This is a genomic window from Pseudoalteromonas lipolytica, assembly GCF_900116435.1.
GTDB lineage: Bacteria > Pseudomonadota > Gammaproteobacteria > Enterobacterales > Alteromonadaceae > Pseudoalteromonas > Pseudoalteromonas lipolytica.
The window spans coordinates 287,249-313,450 of the sequence record NZ_FPAZ01000004.1 but is presented as its reverse complement, the minus strand read 5'-3'; the positions used below and the strand labels follow the sequence as shown (position 1 = coordinate 313,450).

Below are 26,202 nucleotides of genomic sequence, written 5' to 3'. Positions count from 1 at the left end.
TTCAAGACCAGAAATTAACAACGCCATCATTTGCCTTGGCATTCTTTACAACGGTTTCAATGGCGTGAACTGCTGAAAATACTTCACTATACTCTTCAAAATTAGGTAATAACGATTTAACCCTTTCAACAAACACTCTATCAACTAATTCTAATTTGGTTTGCTCTCCAACATGCTTGTTTCCATCAAACGTAAATTTTGGCAACACTTTATGAAGCATAAAGTTATTGATCGCCATACTTGAGTCGTCGTTTACTTCTTGGAAAAGCTCCAGATAATTTAAGCCTTGGCGAATGGTCCTCATACCAAATTCGACACCAAGCTTGTGGAAGTAATCTTTATTTAACTCTACAAAGAGTTTACAAAACGCATTATCTCTATCGAATCTCGGATAATTATTTCGATAACCAAGCTGGTCTATATTAAAAAGCAATGGCTTTGAAGTATCTTCGAATTCATATGATTCGACTTGAGTTAATATTTCATCCCAATTTGATAGAAGTGGAGACTCAAACCGCATTATATGCGCACGGTCTAAAATTTTAGGTGATAAATAATGTGTCGTTTCATCTATATTGATAGCCCCTATGATATGCAGATTAGCAGGCATTTTGATACTTGAAGGCATCGTCATAACTCCCGAAAGCATGCGTCGTACCTCACTATGATATTTAATAAGCGAATCCTTATCACTAAAGCCAAACGCTAATCTCAGCTGATTATTTAATGTTTCATCTTTAAGTAACTCAATAAAGTTAATTACACCTTCTTTACTATATTTTTCCTTTGTAGACTGAATAATATCTACAACGGCTTTTAGCTCAGAAAGAACATGAGAAGATTCGTCTTCAGAGTAAAGTGTAATTTCAGGCGACTCATCTCTTGTTTCAAGGAGCGATAAAAAGTCAGCAAAATAATACTCTACTCTCGCAAGATTCATTTCATCTAAGCATATAAAATAAGGTATTGTTGGATTTTGCTCTGCTTCAATCATTGCCTCTAAAAATGGTGTGGCTAAATATTTTTTTTCAAGTGGATTGTAATAACCTAATAAATCTTCAGAGCTTGTCCAATTAGGCTTTACAGGAACAATAATTGATTTTCCACCAACAGCCTTAGCAAAAGATTTAACTAAGTTAGTTTTTCCAGAGCCGGAATCTCCCGCAAGGATGACAAGATCTTTAGTTCTTAACAAAGTCATATAATTTTCAATTATATGACGAGGATATAGAATATCTTGGCTGACTAAATATGATTGGATATATGATACAGCTTGTTGGTAGTCACCATTTAAAATATCATTAAACGAAATCCCTTCGACTTGAACACTTGAAGGTTGGCTTTCCTGTATAAAAAGCTCCAACACTTCTTCATCGATAAATTCAAACGTTTTTAAAAATAATGCTTTATCAGCTACATACTCTTTTAATCGCTTAATTTTATTATTCATTTCTGCTTCTATCCTTGTATAGCTGGCGACCAGTGTTTGAATTTCAGTTTGTTTAGTTGCTTTATCTTGAGCTAATTTACTAATAGTTTTATCAAGCTCAATTTGCTTGCTATTTAATTTTTCGACTAGCTTTATAGCAGTATCACGCTTTTCTTCATTTTCTTGTATTTTATCTTTAATAATTTCAAGAGATTGGGTAGCGTCTCTTTCTTTTTGAGCCATTTTTAGCTCAAATTCACTTTGTTCTTTCTTTACAAGTTCATCTAGATCTCCCATCGCTTTTTCATGATAAAAGTCATATATAGATTTTGAGATAAGCTGAGAAATTTCCTCTTCTGAATTGGGGTTTGTTAAAATTTCTAACGGTATTTCTTTAGGCAAATAACGAAGATTTTCTCCAGTACCACTTTTCACGCATAAACTTAATGGATTTCTATGTTTTCGGCGCTCTGATTCAGGAGATAGTTCCAATTCGCAACGGACGAAACGCTTGTGCTTTTTTGAACCACAGCTTGATGCATCTTGGGGTGCCATAAAAAAACTACAAGGCTCTATTTCTACACCTTGTACTGGGTAATACAACCTATCTCCCGTTGAAACTAAATGAGGATTTCTTAGGAAACCAAAAGTAGTGTCTCCAAGAGCTGGTAACTCTCCCCAAACTTCAATTTTGTTGTCATTCACACCCCAAGACTGCTTTAAAATATCCAACAACTCGGCTTCAGAAAGGTCTTCTAGTTCTTCCTTAGAATATATTACTTCATTCATAGAGCACTAATCCTTGTATCTAGCTTAGTTTTTTTTATTATTACTGCACCCCAAGAGCCTTATAAACAGCATCTACAGGATCACTGTAAAAGCTTACTTGGAACTTGGTGAATGTTTCAGCAGGTACAGAAGGTATATCACTAGCTGATGCCATAGGCAGTAACACTTTAGTTGCACCTGCCTCCAGCGCTATCTGCATACTTGATGCTAAATCTTGAACTGGGTTTACTACGCCACCAAGTGTGATGCTGCCTAATACCACCATTTGCTCTTGCACAGGCTTATTAAGTAATACTGAACAACATGCTACTAATGCACCTAAACTCGCTTGGTGACTATTTCCTGATGTTTGTAAATCTACAAAATGTATGTGAAATTCATGCTCAGAGAAACGAGAATTAGCGGCTATTCTGTTTAAGTTACCTTTAAAGTATTCAAATCCAACGCGTACTTGTTCTTTAGCACTCGTATCTGAACCAAATCCCGATGTTGAATGTTTACCTGTGCCCGGTGTCATTTGTGTTTCAATACGATAAACACCTAATTTTCCAGAAGCGCCATGATCAACAAAGTGCACTACTCCGGGCTTTGTGACCCCTGCTGGGATTAGATTTGAGCCACCTTGCTCTGGCACATTGACAAAAAACTCTTCAAGCGTTTCGTTATCGATATAACTAAAATTAACGTCAAAGAATTCCATACCGCCAATTTTCTTAAGTTGCTCTTTTACCCGACGACGCACTTCAAGAGCATAAGTTAAACATGTGCGTACATCTTCTTTTGTATATTCACCATTTGGATATAGAAGCTTAAGCAAACCTGATGTTGTTCTTCTTACACCAATAACGTCACGTTGATTAAGGTTGTTACCTAACTTAAAGAACTTATCGATTGCATCTGAAAACGTGGTTTTACGCATTTCACGCATATATTCTGCTAAGTAGTCTGTTATCAGTCCAAATCGGTCTGTAAAGAACTCTGGGCGCATTTTAGGAATTTCCCAGCCCGGAATATAAGCATGGAAGCGATCAAAATAAGCTGAGTCGATCATTTCATCTGGAAATGGCGCTAATAAGTGACTAGTTTTTACCAATGTCTCAACGCTGTGATCGATATTCCCAACAAACACCATAGAGGCTTTTGCTTCAATAGAATCACGGCCACGAGAAAAAGAACCAGACGCCATGTAATCTTTCATGATCTGAATGCCGTCTTTATCTTTAAAACGAATACCTGCGACTTCATCAAAGGCAACAACATCCCACATACCAACTAAACCAATTTGGCGTGAAGACATGTTATAAAACAGGTTAGCTACCGTAGTTTGACCGCCTGAAACTAACAATGAATTCGGAGAACATTCTTTATAAACATGAGACTTACCCGTTCCACGAGGACCGAGTTCACATACGTTATAGTTATTCTCAACAAATGGGATCATGCGAGCTATTAAGTGCCACTTGCATCTATGTTCAAGGTTAGCTGGCTCCATCCCTATTGAACGAAGTAACAAATCTATCCATTGATCAACTGAGAACTTACGACGAGCTTGATACACCTCATCCATATTCATTGAAGGCATTTGGATTGGTTTTAAACTAAATACAGAGAACGGCGATGTTTTCTGACCTTCTTCATAGAAATAACTCACCGTAATAATGCACCAGATACCACCGGTTAATAACTTTTCGTTTTCTTTAACAATTTTATTAGGAACAACGGCATCTTTAATTCCAATATTTGATAAACTCGCTTCATAGATATCTTTTTTCTGATTGAGTTTTACCGTTACTTTATCAATGACTTTATGAGTGCCCTTTTCACGGATCAACGACTTGGCTTTTTCAGCTTCATCTGGACGCACATAGTTTTCCGTCAAGATCTTCTTAACGTTCTTCAACCCTTCTTGGATTAACTCATCCTCTGCTGAAGAGCAGTACATGCCCAATAAATATTCAAGTACATAAACCGGAACGTTCGCACCTTCTTTTAACTGTTTTGTTAAATCTTTACGAACAACACGACCTTTAAATTCAGTCGTCATTAAATCGTCAAGGTCAGCGCTTCGAATTTGAGAGGATTCATTACTTGTGATGTTACTATTATCTAAATGTTCATTTTCCATTTGCGCTATCCTCTAAAAAAAATCATCTTCGAAGGCTAAATCAATAATAACGGAGTGTGTTGTTTTGGTTTTACTCTCAGTATCTTCCATTATCAATTTATAACTTACAGTGCGATCAAAGCCGCTGCCCTCTAATTTAATTTGAATGTTACGTTTACGTTCATCGAGCTTTTCTGAAACTGAGTCAAATATATGCTCTTCTTTAGAACTCACCTGTTTACCAAAAGGGTCTTCAATCCAAAGTTCCAACTTACGAGCTTTAAACTTATCGCCGACAGGGTCTGTTTGTAAAAATGAGATCCTATCGATATTTGAAACGATTTTAATTGGGTTCTGTAAAGGAACAGCACCAACTTTTTGTTTAGCTAATTTTGTCTGTGCTTTAATATCAAGCTCACGAACTTGAAGCACAGGAACACAAATTTCCTGCGGCATAATGCCACCATGGATAAACTTAGCACCGCCTACAAAATTGAATCGATTACTACCTCTAGGCACAATAAATTCTGCATCATCGCCTAAAGTAGGGTCAATTCCAGCTGTATTGGCTATTTTCCCAGTCCAATAAAAATCATCTGAAGGCAAATTTGAACCAATCACATAACGTTTTTTATCTTCAATTGCGCCTTTAGGTTTTGACTTATGAGCGGTTTTATCTGAATCCGTTAAATCGGTCATTTTAAATAAAAAGCCATGATCAGCTGTTAAGAGCACTCGACTACCATTTAAACGGTTAAAGATTCGCTTTATCAACTCGATTAATTCAACAACCGTATCTTGTGCAGCTTCAAAAGTCTGATTTTCAGTACTTTGCTTATCGCCTATGGCATCAATCATATCGTGATAAATATAGACAACTTCAGATTCACCAATTTGCTCTTTGGCTACTTGTCTTGTCCACTTGAAAACCTCATCGGCTTTAAAAGCAACGCCGTTATGCTTTGCCAACACCTTTTGACGGTTGTCATGACCATGTACAGAAATACCGTCAGCTTTGTATTCTACTTTTGAACCTAAATGCGCAGTTAACTTTTGGTGTGGAAGTAGGCTTCCCATTCCTAGTTGGGTATAAGATGGAACAACACCTAGCTGAGATTTTAATTCAGGCTTTAAACGCCCTTCATCACTGATACGCTGATAAATATCGTGAGCAACCTCATAGCGTAAAGCGTCTGAAATAATCACAAAAATACGTTTGGCTTGAGTATTTCTTAATAGGCCACGCACTTCTTGTTGATAAAAGTGTTGTTGATTATGAACGCCTACAATCTTCCAATTATCAAGAAGACTCTCGCTATCAACCAATTTACCCCATGCTATGGCTAAGTCATTCAAGTACCAATTCACATAAAGATTTTCAATATCATCAACTAAACCTAAACTTTGTAATAAGTCACCGCCATTGTTCTTACGTAAATTGATAAAGTTCTCAAAGAAAATCCGATAGGCATGATCAAACTTATAAAGCTCTGATTCGTAGGCTTTATAGAGAGCCTTCGCACTGTCGAAATAAAAACCATCAAAGTACTTATCTCTTAAGTCGTAGAACTCTTTTGCAGCGCGAAGAGAAGCGAACAGGTATTGATAATTTTTATCGACACTGCACCAATGGCCGTATAATTTAGTCGACACCCAATCACTGATTTCATTAGCAGAATAAGCCTGTAAGTCTGTCGCAATTAATTTGATCAACTGCTGTTCAACTTCAATGAAGGTCTCAACATTTATGAAGTTACTCGGATTTTTAAACTCAGCTAACTTGTGTTTTATTTCTAATTCATCAGCAACTTCTTGAGCTATGTCGTTGTACGATGCAGACAAAGTACGGCTTTCACGCCAAGAAGAAACAAAACTAACCACAGCTGCTCGCTTCGCAGCTGCATTGCCTATTAGTTCTCTAATAGACTTAGGAAGCTTGTCAAAGCTTTCGGAATCAATAGAAAGTGGTAATACATGTGCAGATAAACTTGTAGCAAAATCTGTTTTACTAGTTGAAACACCAGACGCCTGTAGACCATGGTAACAATCGGTTACTAGTAGTTTAGTTATAAGGTCTTTAACATTGGCAACTGGCTGTTCAGTATCTTCATCGCTAACCCAATTACCTAAAGCAATATAACCAAATTCTTCAACCGCGTGACGCCAAAATATATTGGTTAATTCAAATTTTTCTAATTCAGTAATGGCTTCATCGCACTTATTTGGAGACTCAACAAATAGTGAAATTAATTGATGTAGTATGGTTGTAAAACTAACGGATTCTACCTTAGCAACTACCGCAACCATTGCTAATTCTAGTGCTTGCTTATCTGCGCCTTCAGGTAATAACTTCTTAAGTTTGCTGTAACGTTGCTGATTACCAAAAAACTTTTTATAGCGGCTAATGTCTTGGCGAAACTCCATACGCATACCAAGTTCATTTAATATCATTGAGCTTGAATCAGCATAAAAATGCTCAGCATAAAGGCGAATATCGTAAAGCCAATCACGCGTTGGTTCGTTTAGAGATTTATTACTATACAGTAAGAATTGAGTGTTAGGCTCTTTTAGCTCAACACGTTGCTTGACTTCAAAGTGCGAATATTCATCCAACTTGATAAGCTCGACACCTGATGATTCAAATTCAGTTTCAATTACCGGTAATTGCTCTTGAAACTCAATCTCTTCATCTTGCCAGAATACTAATCGGCATCTATCAAATTTTGCTAAGATGCCTTGTTTTATTTGTTCTAAATTCATTTCTTATGCCTTTAAACATTTCGGCTTTACTTTTGGTTTGAGGAATAACATAGAACACAGCGAGAAAGTATGGGTGAAGTGTAGCAAATAGAGCAAGCGTGTGTTGAAAATGTTAAATCAGACTCCTCATAATGACGAGAAGCCTTTAAGCAAAAAATAAAAGAAAATTTTAAGCTTTTAGCAAATGGAAATGTCTCAATTAATTTAATTAAATTATTCTGTATTACCATTTTGAGGCTTCACTTGCATTGTCGGTAATGCAACTTTTGGAAGATTTAAACGGTTACACATATTCATTAAGTGTTCCCTCCAGAAAGGCCAAACATGGTAGCTAACATTTTGAAGCGCAAAAACTTTTAATGAATCTTCATCTATTTCTTTGTCAAGCATCTGGTATTCTGCACAAAAGCTCGCTTCAATTTGAGCTACAGGTTCTGAGTCCTTATTCTCTTTATCTTCTTCTTTTATAAAGCGACAACCCACATCCACAAAAACTTTAAAAAAATGTTCTTCACTTCCGTCTTCATCTTGGACACCAAAAACTTCAGAACCTCTAACTACATGCATGAATTGATATACTAAATTATCAAAATCAGTTCTTTTTGGATCAAAATCATTATGCGTGAAACAATGAGTATTTTTTATATAAATATCATGAGATTGAAGTGAGTCTTTTGCTTTTTGAAAATTACTACTAACTCCCATAGTACCGATTCTCCATAACATTCTCATTTAATACAATGGGCTTAATTGGAACAACTTTATTGGTTCTTCTTGGTTGCGACTCCAAGTGCATATAATCAGTTTGATTCAAGGAACCAATAGACGACTTGATACTGTGAATCGTTCGAGATACACCAAATTGCTCACCCAAGTTAAAAGCTAAACAATTAACAAGTAGTTGGTTTAAGCTAATATCTTCACTTTCCGACCATGATGATAACGCAGCGTGCATACTTTTAGGCATTCTCAAGGTAACTCGCCCACTAAAGTCGTCATTTTCTAAAATAGGAGCTGGCATGACTTTACCTTGTTCAGCTAAAGCCTCAGCAGTTGTTTCAATCGTATCAATCGCAAGTAAATATGCTTCTTCGTAAGTTTCTGCGTATTCGGCTACATCGGGTAATTCTTTTACTTTAGCTTCAAAGAACACTTCGCCGTCAAAATTTCCTTTTCGTACAGTGATATTGTATAGACTTGCATCAAACATTTTTTCACTATCCATCTCGTTTCTCCAAGTATTTTACGAGTTCGTTCTCGTACTTCTCTAATACCTTTATTATTTTTTTTATGTAAGGCTTTTTAATTTCTGGATTTCTACCGTGATCACAATTAAGTGAACCTGAGGTAAAACCTTCTAAATGAGGATGAGTAAAAACCTTATGCCCCCCTTTGCGGCCATCTTTGACATTAAAGCCTAACTCTCCCAACAAGGATTTCGCTTGTTGGCACCTCATACTTGCACCAGCATTCTGAAATGTGGTTATTACTTCATCATATAATTCTTTAGGCATCTGACACCATATATAGTGTCACTATTTAGAGTTTGCAAATTTTTGCATTAAAAAACACAATATGCAACAACTAAATCGTGACCTCCTCCTTGTCATTCAAAAAGGCTAGATGTAACAAATTGGTTTTAAAATCATTATCTCCAACTACAATATCCCACCTTTCTTCCATAAATTTTAGTAACTCTAATCCGCGTTCTAAAATTGATTCGGGCAACCACTCTTCTTTTTGAGCTAGTTCATTTTCTGAAGCAGACCCGTTGTAGAACCCTACGCCATTACCGTTATTTTTCTTTAAATCGAAACTATCGTTTTGCAAACTAGAATTTTTAGCTCTACTTAGTGGAACTAAGTTACCTAAAGAGTGAGCAACAAATTGTGTTTCTTCTTTACTAAAAGTGCCAAAGCGCGAGAGCCAATAAGGATCTTTTGGAGTTTGAGGAAAAATATGTTCTATCGTTACGCTATCCTTTTTAGTAGCAGAGAGTTTTTCCCACGACAACTTATTTGACGATTGCTTCCCTCGTGAACGTAACCATTGTTCATGCTCATAAAGAAAATATCTAATTCCATCCCACTTAAAAAATCCATGATTACCTAATTCATATTTTTCCGAGATATATGCAAGAAAACGATTGGGGTCATAATACTTATCAACCCACTCTGTAATGGAGGCAACAATTGATTCAATGGTTATTTTTTTGGTCATTAAATCACGAGACATTGAGAAAAACTCAGTATCACCAGTATTGGAACGTCTTTGGCTCAAAGTGAATAAAGTGAAGTTATATCTTTCAGCCGCTGATAGTAATAAATTAACCTTCTCTACGCTCTGTTGGGAAACATATGCAGCCAACAACAATGGTTTAAATGCCCTGAAACTCAAACGGTGAAGTCTATCAAGCAGCAGCTTATTTTGCTCATCAGTATACTCTGGCAGAGGAAAATAAGGGTTATGCATATAGAACCAAGGCCTAATAGATTGCTGAAGGCTCGTTACATACTTATCGATTTCCTCAACAGAGATCCTGTCTTCCTCTTTCTTAGGATGGGTAACATTTCTTGCTGTAAATTTTTCATCCAACAAAAATTTAATATAGTCATCACCCTTACGTCGAGTATATTTAAAATACATCGTCCAATGGTTACGTAAGAATAAATGTTCACTCAGAGGTGCTTCTGGGTTTTTCCCTAAATACTCATAGATAGTCTTCCAAGCATTATTTATTTTTGCTCTAAGCACCGCATGACCTTCGTGCTCTTTAAATAATGTCGAAAGGTAAATAAGACGATTTTTTAATAATTCTAAACTTGTTAATGGCTTTCCTCGGTTATTCATTGTTTCAAAAGTAACGTACACATCGATTTCATCGTCAATTTCATACAAGTTAAATTTAAACTTCTGTGTCAGCTTTTTATAAATAACCGCTATTTCATCTGTAGTTAATTCACTCAACTTTTCCTTAAAAAACGCTTTAGCTTTGGAAAGGTTTTGTGTGTATAGCGTTTCTTGATATTGGTTGCTATGTGAATGGACGCCAAAAACTTTTGTTTTTAAATACTCGTCGCTTGGATTATCTTTCTCATATCCAAAAATAAAACTTGCTCTCTGGCCGTCTTCAGCCCTATTAATAATGTACTGCTTTCTGATGGTTTCAAGAGACTGATAATTTAGAAGCTCGCTAGCATCAACTGATTCAAGGATTGCCTGCATAAGCAACATAGAGGTTGTTAACCTTTGCTGCCCGTCGACCACATAAAAAGGTTTAAAGCCGACTCCCTCAATGATCCATTCATCATTTTCCCATTTACGCCATATATCCCTAGGCACAGGTTCTAACGTAATAACCCCAGTATAATGAACCCTATCAATATTTAGATGTAGGATATCTTCCCAAAAATCATTGTACTGATGTTCTAACCATGCGTAACCACGTTGATAATCAGGTATGCGCAATAGTCGCTTTTCAAAAATATCGCTTAAACTTTGTAACTTCATGCTACTTCACCGCCTTTCCGTGGATGGCTTTTACGTCGGCTAGCAGGTTGCCGAATTTGCCGTAGTTTTCTTTTACGCCGTCGTCTAAATCGAGGGTGATGCGTTTTTCGGCGTAATGTTTTAGCTGCTCGTCGAAGGTGCGGAGTTCGACTTGTTTTTTCTCTAGCGCTTTAATGTCTTTTTCGATGCGGCGAGCTTCTGAGCCGGTTGCGTTAACCATGTCGTCTGAGAGTCTTGCTAGTTGCGCATCGTATTTACCCATGAGAGGCGTAACATACTCAGTGCGCATACGAGACAAGGTGCCTTCGTTATAGCGATGAAGGTAAACTAGACACTCAAATGCTTTTTCTTTACCAGAGCTAAATAGCCAGTAAATAGGTCGTTTTTTGTAAGTCTTACAGTGATCTTTAAAGAATTGCGTGGAGAAGTAACGGCGGATAGTATCCATAGCACCTTCACCTTTTTTTGGTTTCAGTGCATGTAAACATAAGCTTTCAGCAACAAAATCTAAGTTCTCAGACAAGTGCTCCCCCCCCCAAACGGTTTTAACAAACTCTTTAAAACGAGTGGTTGCATCATCATCAAATAACCATTCTTCTGATGCCAAAGGAATAATTCCATCATCATCGGCAGGGAATGTTCCATATGCGCCTTCAGATTCTAATTCTTTAAAACCGTCATTATGAGCATGAGCGTAAATTAGTCCTTCCCGAACTAATGAGTAACGGCCCATCATGCAACCCAATGAATAACTTAAAACTTCGTATATTGATTCACTTTGGAATCTATTGTCAGCATCAGTTTGATTTACTGTCCTATATCTATATGTAGGGTTAATATTTAAGGTTATATCCCTATAACTGCTAATTTTAAATAGACTTTTGTGTTCCTCTAACCTTAATGCATGAAGGACCGACTCATTTAAATCATTTTCCAATGACTCATATTCTTGTATGAGTTGCTTACCCTTTAAAATGTACTCGTTAAAAGAGCTTTGTACTTGGTTTAGCTTAAATTCCAGTAATGGATTCTTGTTATATGACCAAGATAACTCGTTTAAATCCCAATCAACTTTTGAAATAGAAATTAATGCCTTTACACGGGAAGTAATTGATTCACTACCATTAGGCAATATAACTTTACTGACATCACCTGCTTCAAAGTTTAAAGTTGGGGATATCGCGCTAAGGACGTATGGTGCAAAAGATGAATTGAGAACACCTGCCAATGTAAATAACTCACTCTCCGTTTTAGCGAAAGCAGATATGCCTGCATCAGCAAAAATAAAGTTCTTTGGAAAGTAGCGACAGTTGAAATTTCCTGAAGATATCTTTGACCAACTAACATGTGGGGAAAAATACTTTGCTATGTTTTGAGGGCGACTCTTTTGCTTACCTTTGTCGTCTACAAAGTTTTTAATTTCATATCCATCATTTTCCCAATTGACAACGTAATCATGATTTCCATACCACTTACGATATTCACCACCTTTATTATAAGGGAACCATTTCTTGGATTTATCAAGTTCATCTGTAGGTTTTGCAAATTTCTGAAAATTCACTTCATGCCAATATCTAGCAAACCTATTGTTATCGCTAGTTTGCAGTCCTACTGCAACTTGAAATTTATCAGATACACTATCGAAGTCCGTGAATTTATCTCTTACTTCATCGTGAACCCAATATGATATAGGGCTACCGGGGATTTTCTTGAAGTTATCAGGCTTCGCATCGAAAAACCAACCACAAGCTCTATTTTGAATCGCTTCTAGCGCTTTAGGGCCTTGGTTTGCGGCGCCTTTAAAATCAGATAGTCGTATGTAACTGCCAACATAATCGTCCACATGACCTTTGGTTAAGGTAAACGTACAAATTGGTACTGTCGCCCCATCAAAGCCAGAATATTCGAGCTGAATTAATGTTGATATAACTTCATCCTCGATGAGCTTAGCTCGAAGTTCTTCATAGCTTGATATGAACATCCATACAAACGGAGTCATAAACCCTAGTTCACCCCGATATTTTGCAAGTTGTAAATTTCTAACTATGAATGCAGAGAAAAGATCCTTCTCATAACCTTTAAAATTATCTTTTAAATATTGTTTAACTATCGGTGTTTGATATTTAGATCCCATGTATGGCGGATTCGCACATAGCGCATCATACTTTTGAGTAAGGACAATTGCTTGGTTAACAATAGGCAATATTTTTTCTACTTCGGGTTTTGATTGAGTATCGGAGTTCACTAACTTTTCTAATAAAAGCTGTTTCAGTGAAAGAAGGTTATCTAAATGCTTAGCGTCAATTTGTATTAACGAGCCAAGGGTTTTAGCTTGTAGAAATGCTGCTTTAAGTGTTTGAAGTAATTCAAAGTATTCTTTGTAGATTCCTGCATTCGCGGGAATGACGTCGGTGGATTCGTCAAAAAGCCCACCTGTTGAGCCAATTTGTTGATTGCCTTCTAAATCTAATCCTTTCCATATGGTGGTAATGTCTAACCCTTCGGTTGATTGTAAAGAGAACACATTAAGCGATACTTCACCATCTTCAACGCGTTGGAAGATGCGTCTATCATCTTCGCGCGCTTTCATCATTAACGCGAAGCCGGCAAGCTGCGCAGCACGATCATCTATGTCTAAGCCGTAAATATTTTTGGTAAGAATTAACTCTGGAATTTCACGAAGTCTGTAACCTCGCTCAAGATAGATCTCACGTAATACCTCATAGACTTCAACCAAGATATGACCTGAGCCAGCGGCGGGATCAAGTACTTTAATTTCTTCGGGGTCAATACTGGTTGGCGTAATGGCTTTTAGCTGTTCAATCACTTCGTCAGATTGTTCGGCTGGCTCAATGTAATATTCCATTTTTCCTTTGAGTTCTGAATCAGGATATGTAGCCAACCACTGCCTACCAACTGAGTTTTGAACTAGATATTTAACGATCCAGTTAGGGGTGAATAACTGTGTAGCCGCTGGAATATCCTCTGATTTAACCACTTTACCAATTACGGCATCTTTATGCTCTGAGATGTAAAACTGATAAAGCCAACCAATGACCTCTATTTCTTGCCAATCTTCTTCTGGAATGTCGTTGATCAACCCTTTAAGAATAGAGTCTGTTTTAGTTAGGTTATTTGGCAGTAGAAGCTCGGTAGCGTCATCCAATGCCTCAAACCCTAAGCCTTTAAAGATCTGGGGCATTATTTTAGCTAGTTGATGACATTGACCCAGCAGTAACTCCCGGTATAGCGCTTCTTCTTTATCACCTGCTAACTGTAACTCAATGATATGGCTTTTATCTAACGCTAAACTGTCAGCTACATCTGACGCATGACTTAGAATTTCAGGTAATCCGTCAGGGTTACTGGGATTAGAAAGCACACGAAAACCATGGTCAAAGTAATCATGCAGTTCCATATAACGAATGGCTGCAAGACGGTTAAACCATGTGTAGGCCATTTCACGGATGAACATGTCGTAGTTTTCTTTATACGTCGCAGATGCCCGTTCAGCTATTTTGCTTTCTAATCTCTTGCGCTGCTCACCTTCTTTACGAGTAAATGCACGACCTTCAATAATGGCAGCGCCACCTTCTATGCGCACCTCTTCGATACGATCTTCATAAATGCCAAATTGGGCAGCACGCTTTTTAACGGCTGCGATAAACTCTCTTCGCGCTTTAGGTGCGTATGCTTTCAAATTTTTCGTGTTCATGTAATTTGCCTCTAACTCTTCCTTGATTAACGAATGCGCACTTTGTTATTGCTGTTAACTAACGCGGTGAGTTTTTCTTTTAATGCTGCAAGGTAATCATCTATGTCTTGCTCGGTTTCAATGACGCCAGTGGCATTCACATCGCGAATAATGCTCGCGGTATCGATAGACACGATTTTTTTCGGAATTGGCGTGTTTACCGCTGGCTCTGCTACTTGTTGAGGCTCAGTCGTTGACGGTTCGTAGCCGCCACTTCCTGTGTTAGAAGTAGACTCAGAGCTTGGGTTAGCGCTTGAATCCGAAGTTGAATTAGATGCAGCTGCTGCTTCTTCTTTAGCTTGTTTTGCTGCTAACGCTTGCTGATCTTCTATGTGCTTATTGATCAAATCATAAGCGTCTTCTTCTAAATTAATCGAATCTGCTTGTTCTTGTAAGATCTCAGCAATTCCACTTAAGCCATCGAGCCTTTGTAAAGCCAATTGCAGTGGTCGTAATGCTCTATTGCTTAACTCGCTTGGTACGTGTGCCGCTGTAATTTGCTTTTGCACTTGCTCAATACGGTGCTCAATGCGTGATTTTGCATGCGCTCGTTTATCTTGTAGCAGTTGATCATTAACTTTGCTTACTGACTCGATTAACGGCTCTATATCTTTAATCTCTCGATATGGGCGAGGTTTGTTGTAGATATTTTCGAGCTTTTGCAATGCAGCTAAAGCATCGTTGTCTTTTTCTAGTGCAGTACGGTTTCTATCAAAATCAATAGTTAGCGCTCTTTGAAGCTTTTGCCAAGTTGCAAACTGGGTTTCATAAAAGTCTTCTATATCTTGATAGTCTTCTTCAAAATCGAGCAAGTCATTTTCGCTTGCGAGGAATTGTTCAATAAATTGGAAGCTGGATTGTGTTTCAATTAACCCGGCCAATAACACTCGGCCACTTTCAATTTCACTCACTCCCGGATAATGACCAGTAGAGGCTTTGTTGGCGAACGCATCTAGCTTGCCTTTTATAGTCGCAAAGTTAGATTTCGCATCGTTAAACAACTCTTTTTCGCTATCAGCCGCATTCTTTTGGAATACGTCTTTAAACAATTTTGCAGCACGCTTTAGGTTAGCTTCTGACTGCTGCTTTATACGACGAACTCGAAGCTCTGCACGTTTACGCACTTGCATTAAGTTATCGTAAGCGTTCTTTAACGAGACGTCTTGCTGACGGCTTTGGAAGCAGATTTTGTTTGCTAATGCTAGACGAGAAATGATCAGTACAATTTCTTCATCGTTCCAGCCAAAAGGTCGTTTTGAGAAACGTTTTACAATGTCTTCCGCTGTGATTGGCCTTCCTGCATCATCACCAAGTGAAATAAATTTCTCGACTTCTAAAATGGCATGAGGGTTAACTTCTTGGCCTTGCAGATCTAAACCAATTTGACCGATATCATCAGCCACTAAAGTGTTTTGAATTTCTCTGCGAATATCGCCCGGAAACGGTTTAACCAGTTTTAATTTACTGAAGGTGTTTTCGATAACATACTTGTATAGCTCTTGTAGGATGGTGCTGATTGCTCCACCTTTAGGATTTTGTTGTGAACCTAATGCATAGAATTCCGCATCTTTTAATAGATCTTCAATGGCTAATTTAACCCGGCGATTACGATCTTGGTTTTCAGAACCTTTTTGATGCAACAACTGCTGTTGCTCTGGCCTATTCCCCGTGTTTCTGCGTAAAAATTTATCGGTTTTTATAAATGTACGAATTTCATCGAAAACTTTGTTGTTATCAGCAAGCTTAATGATAATGGCGCCTGCTCCACCTGAAGAAAGGCCGTCCTGCGATTGATTGGCACAAACCGTAGAATCATATTCGCTGTAATTCGGATCGATAGGTGAAATGATTTTAACTACTAAGTCATTTTCCTGTGAGCCATCACGCGGCATGCCATTACAGAATCGACTAATCGGAAAATCTTGTTTGTTTTCAGGATAACGATAGATATTATCTCTGCGCAGTACATCATCAAAAATTAAATCGCTGAGTTTTTTAGTTTCATCCGATAATTCAATTTCGGTTTCGCGGATCTCGTTCTCAATTTCTTTTTCTTCGTTAGTTAAGAAAATGTATTCATCACCTTGACGTGCAATAAGCAAGTTCGCTTCAAGTGCATTGAGTGCTTGCTCGATATCGCGTCTTAACGTTAATCGGTCTTCGTCAACCTTACTAACACACAAGGTTACTAAGTTATCCATAGTCGATTTGATTACGTCGACGTAACGGATCAAGAATAGTGTTTTAAGAATGTTTAGCGCAAAGCCTGAAATTGAGTCTTTTTCTGCTGCTTGATCGATGTCTTTTTTAACGGACGTATCTAAGAAGCTTTCAATTGCTGGGTAGAAGTAATACAAAGGGATTAAAACGCCCACTTCTTCATAACGAACTTGTTTAGCCGCACTTTGGAAGGCATCTAACAATGACCGTTCACCACGACTCAGGTGAAGACCAGTTGCCCCCGCCTTACGAATTGCTTCAAATATCTTTTGCACTAGATTGTAGTGGTACGGCACAAATGGGTAGCTATGAATAAAACTTGTGGCGTCTTTGTAATTGGCTAGCTCTGCGGTAGTTGTGCTATCAAATGCTAGTTGATTACGAAGAATATCGCCTTTTTGGTCATACAAGGTTTGTAAAACGGGACGAGCTTGTTCTAGTTTAGATAGCAGACGCTTTTCGATAACTTCACTGGTATTTGAACTTGATAACGATAGACGTTCAAAACGACCTTGGATCTTTGAAAAGTCATGGCCTTTGGAGCCTGCCATGTGGCCAATAACAGAGTCAATGTCTTCTTGCGAGGTCACGACCACCCACGCTCGACCTTCACAAATAGTGCCGAGGTTTTCTGTAATGGTTTGCAGCTTTAGCATCATTTGCGTGTTGTTGCCGATAAACTGCCCTACTTCATCGACAAAAAATAAAACTCGGCGATTTAAGTCAGTGTCTAAATACTCTTTAACCCACTTACAGAAATTGGCGATATCGAGGGTAAAGTTATTTTCAAGTTGGTCCATCCATTTACGTGTTGATTCTAGTGATTGATTAGTGACCTTACTCAATACCTCCGTAATATCATCTAGGTATAAACCGTATGAATCACGATTTTCCACCCAACTCAAATCAGTTAACTCATAAAATGTATTCTTGAAACTTTCAAATAACCCTTTACTAAATAACTCTCGTTCTAGATGAGCTATATGAGGGTAATCACCACTAAACCCCATTTGCTCGTTAAAGACTTTAAGAAATACTTTTAATATGGCATCAACACCATCATCAGTATTAGCACGACTATCTATGTTAAATAAGATGACTGTATTGTCTTTGGTTACGGCAGTGTCGATTTCACCAAGTAAGAACCCATCAAGTTTTTTGTCTTTAAAGAACTCAATGGCTGATCTGTCAATCTCGCCATTCGTTGCTTTGATGTTTTGCAATAAGTAAGAAAGAATTTTAATAAAATGCGATTTACCTGAGCCAAAGAAACCACTTACCCAAACGCCGATTTTACCCGATTCGGCTTTTTTCTTAGGGTCGCGTACGGATGGCATATAAGCATCAAAAAACTCTTCAAAATGAGTCGCGAGTTCTTTGGTGATGACGTACTCATCTAGTTCGGTAAAGACAGTGTTACTTTCTAATTGATCTGCTTTAACTACGCCATTGATTGGGCGGTTTATGTCTTTTATAAATAAATCTTTAATTTGCATTTTCTTTTTATCCTTCTTAACTCAAACGTCCATTTATGGAACGAGTTTAAATGCTCGGTAATAGTTATTTGATTCGATACGGCCAAAGGGTTTTAGTGCAGTTCCGTCGTATTCGCCGGGGTAAAACAATACAGTTGGTACATTGCCTACTTTTGCATGTAAGGCATTTAACAGACCGTGGCCTCTTATAATTGGCCATGCACTGCCTAAACCGTGTAATAATATAAATTCTGTTTGAGCTTGATTATCTGCACCGAGATCGATTTTAGAGGCAATGAATTTGGCAACACGATTTTGTTCAAGTGGGCCTTTTAGTGCATTAAACAGTGCATCGTCACCGCGCTCTTTTTGTACTTTGAATGCCCGCTCGGTAAGATTCCGCGAGTCCAATAATTCCAGAATCGCTTCAAATAAATTGATACTGGCGAAATTGCGTCCGCGCTTTGTTAACTTGTCTGTGATAAACGCCAAGTGCTCTCTTACCGTTAACTCAGACTCAGCTGGATAATCAAAAACATAAAAACCAATTTCATTTCCTAAACCTTGGTTCTTAAGGAAATCTTGACTCTCGATCTTAGGTAGAATTTGATCGAGTCTATCGTTCAAGTTCTTATGTTGTTTCGTTGTACTAAAGGTCGTCATAGTTACGTATCCTTCCTTAGATTAATTCCATAGCTGCAATAATATCCTCTCTGTCTATCGACAGAAGCAATTGCCTAACTTCAGGCAGCAGATAAACATTTTGTAACTTCTTATTACGAGTTGTTTCTATGTATCCACCATCAGCAATGGCCTTAAAGGCAACTTGCGATATTTTATAAGTGGACGCGTCAGACATATTGGCTAGATCAGGAAACAGACGGCAACGGTCTTCCCAATACGATTCCCAGTCACCAACGTCTAGGCTTTCTCTAAACATACGTTTTGCGTCGAGCACGACATTTCGCATAAAGTCAGCTAACAAAGTGCTATTTATTAACGTTGCTGCGAACATCAGCTGAGTCGAAAGCTCCGTGCTACCAAATGCTACCTGCTCAAGATATTCATCTGGCAAGTCTTCGATACGTTTTTTTATAGTCGCAGCGTTACGTTTAGCTGTCGCATCGGAACGTTTTTGTAATATATTTCGGTTAACGATTGCATCTAACCATTCTTCTTGAGATGGTTTTTTAAGTAATAATTCAGCAACGATTTGGCTTTCTTTGATCATTAAACTGCCACCAATTAAATCACCAAGGTAGTCCTTGTGTGTTTTGATGGCGTGTTTGTTTAACGGGTTATTAGTTGAAGTCATTTATAATTCTTCCAATTCTGGTACGTAGCCGGGGGCAATTGTAAGATTTTCTGCACCAAACAAGGCTTTTCGATTCTTTAACCATAATTGATACTCTGCACCTACCAACTCAGCGTCAGCTGTACAATCGACGTTCCAACGCCTTAATAAATATCCTGCCATAGCCGCTCGAATAGTTATGTCTAATTGTCCTTCGGTCATACCATAATCAAGTGCTATGGCAGTTGGGTGCTTCACATTATTTGGATGAGGCACTAATTGTAGTGGCATCATGCGCATCCACTGGTGATCTTCGAGTTTGTTTTCTTCTGCGCTTGGCGTATCTGCTTTAATAGTTACTTTAGTTACACGAGTCAGAACAAAATCACGAAATGACTTTGAATTTCTGTCAAACCCTCGAACATGCCAACGAAGGCCATTATCAACTATGGTATGAGGTACTATTTCCCTTGCCTTGGAGCCTGAACTTAATGATGTATAAATGATCGAGATCGGCTTTTGTTTTAAAATAGCTTGCACTATTTTCGCGACAATAAAGATATCTGGGACATTGAGCTGATACGGTGCATCAACAGGAAATGGTATTTCTAACACACCGTCGAAACCATCGCTGATTTTGTTAGACAGCTTCGCCATGGTTTGACGAGCATCATAACTAAAAAGTGGTTTAAAGGTTTTCGCTTGAAAATAAGTGCGCTCTTTTTGATCAAAATCGATGTTATTTGGTGCTAGCTCTTTATAAACCGCAAGATCGCGAGTCGCATTGGCCATCCCCATTTCGAACTTGGCGGTCAATTCTTTACGATTCACGCTTCCTTTGAACATAAGTGAGAAGTCTATAAAAGACAGCCTTTGCTTTTGAGCAAAGCTCAGGTTGTCTATGTTTTCGGTCTCTTTGGTTTCTCTTATGAAGCTCATATACGCACTTTTATTTGTATGACACTGGTATAATCAATTTGATTACCACAATGTACTACAAATTAAGAATGCGTCAACTTTTAAGTTTGATCTAGATAGACTTTTTAAGCAATTCGCTAATTGCTTGAATGTAATGCTTTTGAATAATATTTTTGCTCAAAATACTTTTTGGTTAATTCACTCTTATTAGGAAGCAAGAAATAAAAGTCGACAGGTCTATGGCCTAACTTGTCTTTTGAACCTACCCTTATGTAGTCCTGTACCTGACCAAATAAAACATTTAGGATACCCCGAGTTAAATATCCTCTATCTTTATACTCCCCTGCGATATCTGTTGAGCAACCAAGCGCTATAAGTTCATTTCTGACTTTGTAGCCCTCTATTTTTGCTGTTTTTATGTACTGTGCCAGTTTATCGATATCATCAATTTTATAGTTTGCTGTTAGGTTGACTTCATCAACATTGAGAATACTAAAAATGTGTTTAAATATTTTCTGAATAACAACCAATTTAGGATTTTCTATTGGACAAAATCCACCTTGTAATACTCGAATATGCTCAAGATGCCTGCGGCTTTTCCCGCCTTTATCAAATTCTATTAATCGTCTAGCTGAGTCAACGCAATCAAATGTTTTAAGGTTGTAAAATCTCTGCAATTCATAAACTTGAAGTTTAAATTTTTCTTCATTAGTTAGTATTTCAAATGAATTTTTTAAGAAGTCATGCTCCGTCTTGTCGTAGACAGTATTAGCGGCAACATCAATAAACTTGCTTTTGTTTTGATTGAATAATCTTTTAATGAGTTTGCTAATAGCTTCACTATCATCCTTTATGTCTTCTAGGGTGATTTCGTAACCCATTTCTTCAAACAACTGTAATGTTGTAAAAACATAATTTAGTTTCATTCGGCGATTATGGGCGATACGGTCTAGCACCAACTGACAATATTTATCCTTAAATAAAGCTGAAAGATCGCTTGAACATTGTTCTTCATAGGCTTTATAGGCCAATTCATTGAAAATCAGTTTCTTGTCTGTAGTCGTGAATCGCGACCGTTTATCAAAAGAAATAATTATTTCCTGCGACTTTCTGAAACGCCCAGAACTTTGAACAAGCTGTGTAGGTAGTAAAGTGTGACAAGCAAAGATATTAACGGAATTCACTTTGTTAGTAACAACGCTAATGCCACTCGTAACTACCGGAGAAAATATATGACAAGGCTGCTCTTCTATACGAGTTGTCAAATCATAAAAATAATCCGGTTGGTCTTTTTTTATGAAAACGCTATCCACGACTATAGGTTTAACATTTGTTTGTTCTTTTATGACATTGGCTATAGTATTAAATTTACCGTTATAACTATGTTTTCCGTCACAGAAAGCAATAGCTCTTTCACCAGAATTTAAGCAGTCCACCAATTTACTTAACTGTTTCTGATAAGGGAAAACCGTTAATTTCTTGTTTTGCGTATTAGCTTGATCTGTGTTTTTTACAATAGTAATTGAACGCCCTGATTTTACGATTTGCTGTGCACTAAAATTTGAAAACATGGCATCGGCTATAACCACAGTCTCCGTTTGTAATATCCTCTGCCATTGTTCCATAGCTTCAGAGCAACGATGTAAAGTTTTCGGGTACATTAACTCTGTAGAACAAATAGCCGATTCACACTCCTCAAATTCTTCAATTAAGCACACTTTTGAGTCTTTGCCGTATTTCTGATATTTCCAGTTGGCAGTCGCTGAAATTACGCAAGCGGCTACAGCCTTTAGATCTGAAACGTCTAATTCTTTTTGATGCTGATAATTTCGTTTGTCATTGATGAGTTGGGTGCTTAACGCAATAGTCGGAGTAATGACAATAGGTTTTAGATCAGTTGAAGAAAACTCATTAAAGAGTGGAATGATCACATCTTGACTTTTACCTGCTCCCATATGCTCGTTAAGAACATAAAATCCGGGATTTTTTTTGATATATTCGACTAGCTCATTTTTGTAGCTAAGACATATTTCTTTTACTTGATCTGACAAACGCGGTGAAACTAAGTCTTTGACTTCTCGTTTCTTCTGTTCGAAGAAATCCATAACCATTCTTTTTGCTACATTAGTCGCCTTCTCACCACCTATGTTTAGTGCCTGCGGGGTAGCAGCTAAAATAAGTTTTTCGACTTGTACTTCAGACAGCTGTAATGGAACTTTTTTAATTAATTTATTAAGCAGTTCGTTTAATGATTGAGTAAATAACTTGGGTTCTTTAGATACGGACAGCAATTCTCTTAATACTTGCTCTTTATTCGTATCAACAATCTTATGATCGCGAAAATCATATTCATACCCATAAACTGAAAGTGTTAAACCATATTGAATTGCTAACTCTGCGCCAAATACAACATCAGTTTCACCCACTACCAACACATAATCTATCTCAATTAATGTCTGGCGCTTTAATTGCTCAGCCAAAAACATAGATAAGTCTTCACGATAAAAATGTTCTGCTTCGACACCATTTGGTAATACAACACATGATTTTGCTATACATAAATATTTAACTTGCTTCAAAATACATCTCCAAAAATTTGTTATTAATGAAGCTGGAAGTAACTCGTCCCGCGTCAGAGTTTTTTGTTCTGTATTAATAACTAAATTAAAACTCTGACGTGATTTAAATGAATTTCCCAACTTCAAGTTGCTGTATTTTGAACTATCGCAACAGGGCACCCATCGTTGGAAAATGAGATCAGTTTTTGGAATTAGGATTTACCTAAAATAGATAGGCCTATAAAGTGCGCTAGCACTGGGGTTTGAATAAAATAATTTCATCCCCGCACGATGTGCGAATTTGCTAATTTTCTTTATTCGTTGCTTTCTTGTTGGTTTATTGTTGGTTTTGCGTACTTGGTAGCTTTGTGTTGAAAGGTTATTCGAGCGTCAGAGTTTTAATTAGTATATTAATACAGACTTTAAAACTCCGACGTGAATGGATTGGCTTATTTAGGCAATTGGTTCCGTAATTTTTAGCATGTTTTCATGCAATTGCTTGGCGTCGTCTTGTGCTCTGTGTCGTTTATTTTCAAAATTCTGTAACTCAGAAAATGATTTTATTAAATGGCATCCATTACGTTTTTTAAAATCAATTAATTCAAGATGGCCTATCAATTTAAAACTAGGGATAACATTAGCCTTAGCAAACAGCTGTGTTAACCATGTTCCATCGAATTCAACTACATCACATACAACAACACTGTTACCTAGAGTTTCATTTAACCTGATAGCCGCAGAGACGACATCAATCCCCTTTCGCAACAACATCTTTTTTGAAATACCATGAACGTGAGTTTCAGCGTATTTACACCAAAACCCATTCTCTAACCAATCTGGCTCGGGCTTAATGAGAAATGAACCTGTGGAATCATTACTGTACCAACCAACTTCAATTGGGTATCCGTTTTTACTAATGCCAGATGATTCAATATCAATAGTGATGAGTTTTCCATTAACATCAAAATTCGACGAGTTTAAGTTGCCATAAAATCTAGGATCAAAAATTTTCATAACAGCCACCTTTAATGAATAAAGCCAATAGGTTTTGACTGGTTATTCATAATTGATACAAAGTCATGAATGCTCAAGCAAATAGTTCTAGGATTGTTTACATCATAGCGCTGAATGGCTTTTCTAATCGCAGATTCAATAATTTGCTTCGCTTGCCTTGGTACAACGCCTAGATAATGGTGCAGGCATTTTTCAGGAATTTCACTGGATAGAATATCTTGAAGGCCACGTTCTTGAATATGTTTTTGGTATATATTCTGGCCAATGATTTTCATTTGCTCTGGTGAAGGTTTCTCTACTGTAAAAGAAACGATTCTGGATTTTAAAGCAGGTGTTAAGTTCTCGATATTGTTTGTTGTTGTAAAGATAATAAAGCCTGAAAAATCAACTTCGACATCTAAATAGTTCTCTAGTAAGCTCTTTCGTTGTTCCGTTTCAAAAAAACCGAGCAAAGTTGGCACTAGATTGCGCTCGCCGGAATTTTTAACTTGGCAGAGTTCATCAATCAAAAAACATTGATTATAAGTTTCACCGTCAAGCAACATTGCCTTAGCAAAAGCTCCAATAGAAGCGTTATTCCAAGTACGATGCGCACCAATTAACTCAAATTTATCCCCCATTGATGTGACCGGCAGAGAGGTAGATTCAAGTTCAAATAATTTAGCAAACTCCAAGACAAATTGTGATTTTCCACACCCCGGCTCGCCATCAAGATTGATTACGGGCAAATTGATCGGTTTTGATGTTAGAAACGCTTCTGTCATGACCCCTCTTAAATATTCAACAATATGAGCGCAATTTGGAAAACTAGTCGCTAGGTCGTTTAATCGAACTATAAAGTCAGACGGAACTTTAACTATGCGTTTTTTATTGCCTTTAGCTTGGATCTGATTAAAAATTTTTTCGTCATGCTCTTTTAATCCCAACATAATATTTGTCATTAGATCATCGTGATTATAGACTTCGATTGTCTCTGGCTCAGAGCATTCTTCATCGGGGTATAGTACTGGTTCTTGTGTTACGGGAACTCGCTCCAAAGATTCATCTGAAATGCCATGAAATTTCATGATTTCATTTTCTAATGCCGAAAAGTTTACGTCATCAATAAACGCTTTTATACGCTCACACTCACCAATAATCTTATCTTGGAAATCCAGTGCTTCAATCTCAGTGACTTCAATCGTGTTATCGAATTTCTGGTAATTTATCTGACGATCTTTTGCTTTTAAGAAGTCGTTAAAATTGTTCATCGATACATCATTGCGACAAAAACAAGTCGCACAATAAATTAGTTTCTCGGTTACGTCGTCAATTAATTCTTCCCAAACTTGCCAGCTATAGTCATTCAACCTATGGAAGTTAAATGGTATTTTGGATTCCTCTAAGTCTATCGGTACCGATTCTTGTTTAAGCTTGTATGCTTTAGCACCGACACAAATCGCCTTAACTATTTTATTTAAATACTTGAAACCCACTTCATGAAAACTTGGCTTAGTTTTATATAAATCAAAGACTCGATTGGCGGTTTCGTTTTCAAAAATGGACAAAAACCTAAATTGCTCGAATGGCTCTAACACCTTTAATGCAGCAACAACCCATTCATCCCTTACTGATGAAATTCCAAGTCTCCTAACTTCTTCAGGCATCATGTATAAAAATTCAAGGACTTTTTCTTGGTAGGTTTTCAAAGTAAAAGTGTAAGGATCTGAACCATATAAATCTGGCTTTAACAAATATTGTTTCAACTCAAATGCTATCAATGTTAAGGTTGAATGCGTGTCTTTATTTATCCCCATTTGCTTTTGCGATAACTGCTTAATCGTCTTAATTCGGCTAGCTGGTAAACATTCTAACAACAAATCAGTGTTGTCTTGAAAGCCGATAAGGTCTGCTAATGCCGAATCAGGAATTGAGGGTAAGACATTTTTTAAATTTTCGTACCCATATTCCGCTAGATCTCGTATGTCAGAGAATGATCTACAATTTAAACCTACCGCTAGCTTTTGTCCTCGCGATAATAAAATGTTTTTGGACTTTCGAAGTGCTTTCTTTAATTTACTGACTTCTAACTTACAACTTGAAGGTGTCGCAGTTGTTAAATTTCGTTTGTATTTATCTTTTAACGAATAGACATCGTTAACATCGCATAACAGTAGATATCGGATAACAGTCTTATTGCTAACGTAAGCCAGACAGGTGTCGAGATCTAAATTTGGGAAATTTGAGAGTGCATGCCTAATTACAACAGGGTGATAGTTTCTAATAAAGTCTAATGACGTTATTTCTTTATCTAATTTAATCGTGATCTTGTTTGATGAAGTATTTTGCATAAATAATCCTCTGTATTAATAGGATTATTTAACCACTTCACCATTAC

General features: G+C 37.4%; 15 protein-coding genes. All 15 read right to left on the bottom strand.

Annotated elements, in window-relative coordinates:
- Position 1: 1 nt before the first annotated feature.
- The 15 genes from BM378_RS05805 to BM378_RS05735 all read right to left on the bottom strand — a co-directional run bounded on the left by BM378_RS05805 (position 2) and on the right by BM378_RS05735 (position 26,155).
- Positions 2–2,218 carry an McrB family protein gene (locus BM378_RS05805; protein WP_074988797.1) on the bottom strand — a complete coding sequence of 739 codons (2,217 nt, stop codon included), beginning with the start codon at positions 2,216–2,218 and terminating at the stop codon, positions 2–4.
- Positions 2,219–2,258: 40 nt separating this feature from the next.
- Complete coding sequence (brxL, locus tag BM378_RS05800) at positions 2,259–4,343, bottom strand: protease Lon-related BREX system protein BrxL (RefSeq protein WP_074988796.1); 2,085 nt, start codon at positions 4,341–4,343, stop codon at positions 2,259–2,261.
- A gap of 12 nt (positions 4,344–4,355) precedes the next feature.
- Entirely contained in the window at positions 4,356–7,082 is a 2,727-nt protein-coding gene (pglZ, locus tag BM378_RS05795) for a BREX-1 system phosphatase PglZ type A (protein ID WP_074988795.1), read from the bottom strand.
- 213 nt (positions 7,083–7,295) lie between these two features.
- The gene (locus BM378_RS05790) at positions 7,296–7,787 is read right to left on the bottom strand and encodes a hypothetical protein (RefSeq protein WP_064663362.1); all 492 of its coding nucleotides are present in this window, start codon (positions 7,785–7,787) and stop codon (positions 7,296–7,298) included.
- The gene (locus BM378_RS05785) at positions 7,777–8,307 is read right to left on the bottom strand and encodes a toxin-antitoxin system HicB family antitoxin (protein WP_064663363.1); all 531 of its coding nucleotides are present in this window, start codon (positions 8,305–8,307) and stop codon (positions 7,777–7,779) included. Before BM378_RS05785 ends, BM378_RS05790 begins: the two co-directional genes overlap by 11 nt.
- Positions 8,300–8,596: a type II toxin-antitoxin system HicA family toxin gene (locus BM378_RS05780; RefSeq protein WP_064663364.1), complete on the bottom strand. Its 297-nt coding sequence runs from the start codon at positions 8,594–8,596 to the stop codon at positions 8,300–8,302. Before BM378_RS05780 ends, BM378_RS05785 begins: the two co-directional genes overlap by 8 nt.
- Positions 8,597–8,666: 70 nt before the next feature.
- Positions 8,667–10,592 (bottom strand): DUF262 domain-containing protein, encoded by a 1,926-nt coding sequence (locus tag BM378_RS05775; RefSeq protein ID WP_064663365.1) that lies wholly within the window; start codon positions 10,590–10,592, stop codon positions 8,667–8,669.
- A gap of 1 nt (position 10,593) precedes the next feature.
- Positions 10,594–14,307 carry a BREX-1 system adenine-specific DNA-methyltransferase PglX gene (gene pglX / locus BM378_RS05770; protein ID WP_074988794.1) on the bottom strand — a complete coding sequence of 1,238 codons (3,714 nt, stop codon included), beginning with the start codon at positions 14,305–14,307 and terminating at the stop codon, positions 10,594–10,596.
- Between the two features lie 26 nt (positions 14,308–14,333).
- Positions 14,334–18,062: a BREX system P-loop protein BrxC gene (brxC, locus tag BM378_RS05765; RefSeq protein WP_074988793.1), complete on the bottom strand. Its 3,729-nt coding sequence runs from the start codon at positions 18,060–18,062 to the stop codon at positions 14,334–14,336.
- A 33-nt stretch (positions 18,063–18,095) separates the two neighbouring features.
- Entirely contained in the window at positions 18,096–18,704 is a 609-nt protein-coding gene (locus BM378_RS05760) for a DUF1788 domain-containing protein (RefSeq protein WP_074988792.1), read from the bottom strand.
- A 16-nt stretch (positions 18,705–18,720) separates the two neighbouring features.
- Positions 18,721–19,356, bottom strand: coding sequence for a DUF1819 family protein (locus tag BM378_RS05755; protein ID WP_074988791.1), 636 nt, complete (start codon positions 19,354–19,356; stop codon positions 18,721–18,723).
- Positions 19,357–20,274, bottom strand: coding sequence for a WYL domain-containing protein (locus BM378_RS05750; RefSeq protein WP_074988790.1), 918 nt, complete (start codon positions 20,272–20,274; stop codon positions 19,357–19,359).
- A 116-nt stretch (positions 20,275–20,390) separates the two neighbouring features.
- The gene (locus BM378_RS05745; RefSeq protein WP_074988789.1) at positions 20,391–22,832 is read right to left on the bottom strand and encodes a hypothetical protein; all 2,442 of its coding nucleotides are present in this window, start codon (positions 22,830–22,832) and stop codon (positions 20,391–20,393) included.
- Between the two features lie 432 nt (positions 22,833–23,264).
- Positions 23,265–23,825, bottom strand: a complete 561-nt coding sequence (locus tag BM378_RS05740; protein ID WP_082918325.1) for a 3'-5' exonuclease family protein — start codon at positions 23,823–23,825, stop codon at positions 23,265–23,267.
- Between the two features lie 11 nt (positions 23,826–23,836).
- Entirely contained in the window at positions 23,837–26,155 is a 2,319-nt protein-coding gene (locus BM378_RS05735; RefSeq protein ID WP_074988788.1) for an AAA family ATPase, read from the bottom strand.
- Positions 26,156–26,202 lie beyond the last annotated feature (47 nt).

What these genes read in the sequence shown, in the direction of transcription:
- BM378_RS05805 (WP_074988797.1), bottom strand. Translation starts at nt 2,218, where the DNA reads ATGAATGAAGTAATATATTCTAAGGAAGAACTAGAAGACCTTTCTGAA.
- brxL (WP_074988796.1), bottom strand. Translation starts at nt 4,343, where the DNA reads ATGGAAAATGAACATTTAGATAATAGTAACATCACAAGTAATGAATCC.
- pglZ (WP_074988795.1), bottom strand. Translation starts at nt 7,082, where the DNA reads ATGAATTTAGAACAAATAAAACAAGGCATCTTAGCAAAATTTGATAGA.
- BM378_RS05790 (WP_064663362.1), bottom strand. Translation starts at nt 7,787, where the DNA reads ATGGGAGTTAGTAGTAATTTTCAAAAAGCAAAAGACTCACTTCAATCT.
- BM378_RS05785 (WP_064663363.1), bottom strand. Translation starts at nt 8,307, where the DNA reads ATGGATAGTGAAAAAATGTTTGATGCAAGTCTATACAATATCACTGTA.
- BM378_RS05780 (WP_064663364.1), bottom strand. Translation starts at nt 8,596, where the DNA reads ATGCCTAAAGAATTATATGATGAAGTAATAACCACATTTCAGAATGCT.
- BM378_RS05775 (WP_064663365.1), bottom strand. Translation starts at nt 10,592, where the DNA reads ATGAAGTTACAAAGTTTAAGCGATATTTTTGAAAAGCGACTATTGCGC.
- pglX (WP_074988794.1), bottom strand. Translation starts at nt 14,307, where the DNA reads ATGAACACGAAAAATTTGAAAGCATACGCACCTAAAGCGCGAAGAGAG.
- brxC (WP_074988793.1), bottom strand. Translation starts at nt 18,062, where the DNA reads ATGCAAATTAAAGATTTATTTATAAAAGACATAAACCGCCCAATCAAT.
- BM378_RS05760 (WP_074988792.1), bottom strand. Translation starts at nt 18,704, where the DNA reads ATGACGACCTTTAGTACAACGAAACAACATAAGAACTTGAACGATAGA.
- BM378_RS05755 (WP_074988791.1), bottom strand. Translation starts at nt 19,356, where the DNA reads ATGACTTCAACTAATAACCCGTTAAACAAACACGCCATCAAAACACAC.
- BM378_RS05750 (WP_074988790.1), bottom strand. Translation starts at nt 20,274, where the DNA reads ATGAGCTTCATAAGAGAAACCAAAGAGACCGAAAACATAGACAACCTG.
- BM378_RS05740 (WP_082918325.1), bottom strand. Translation starts at nt 23,825, where the DNA reads ATGAAAATTTTTGATCCTAGATTTTATGGCAACTTAAACTCGTCGAAT.
- BM378_RS05735 (WP_074988788.1), bottom strand. Translation starts at nt 26,155, where the DNA reads ATGCAAAATACTTCATCAAACAAGATCACGATTAAATTAGATAAAGAA.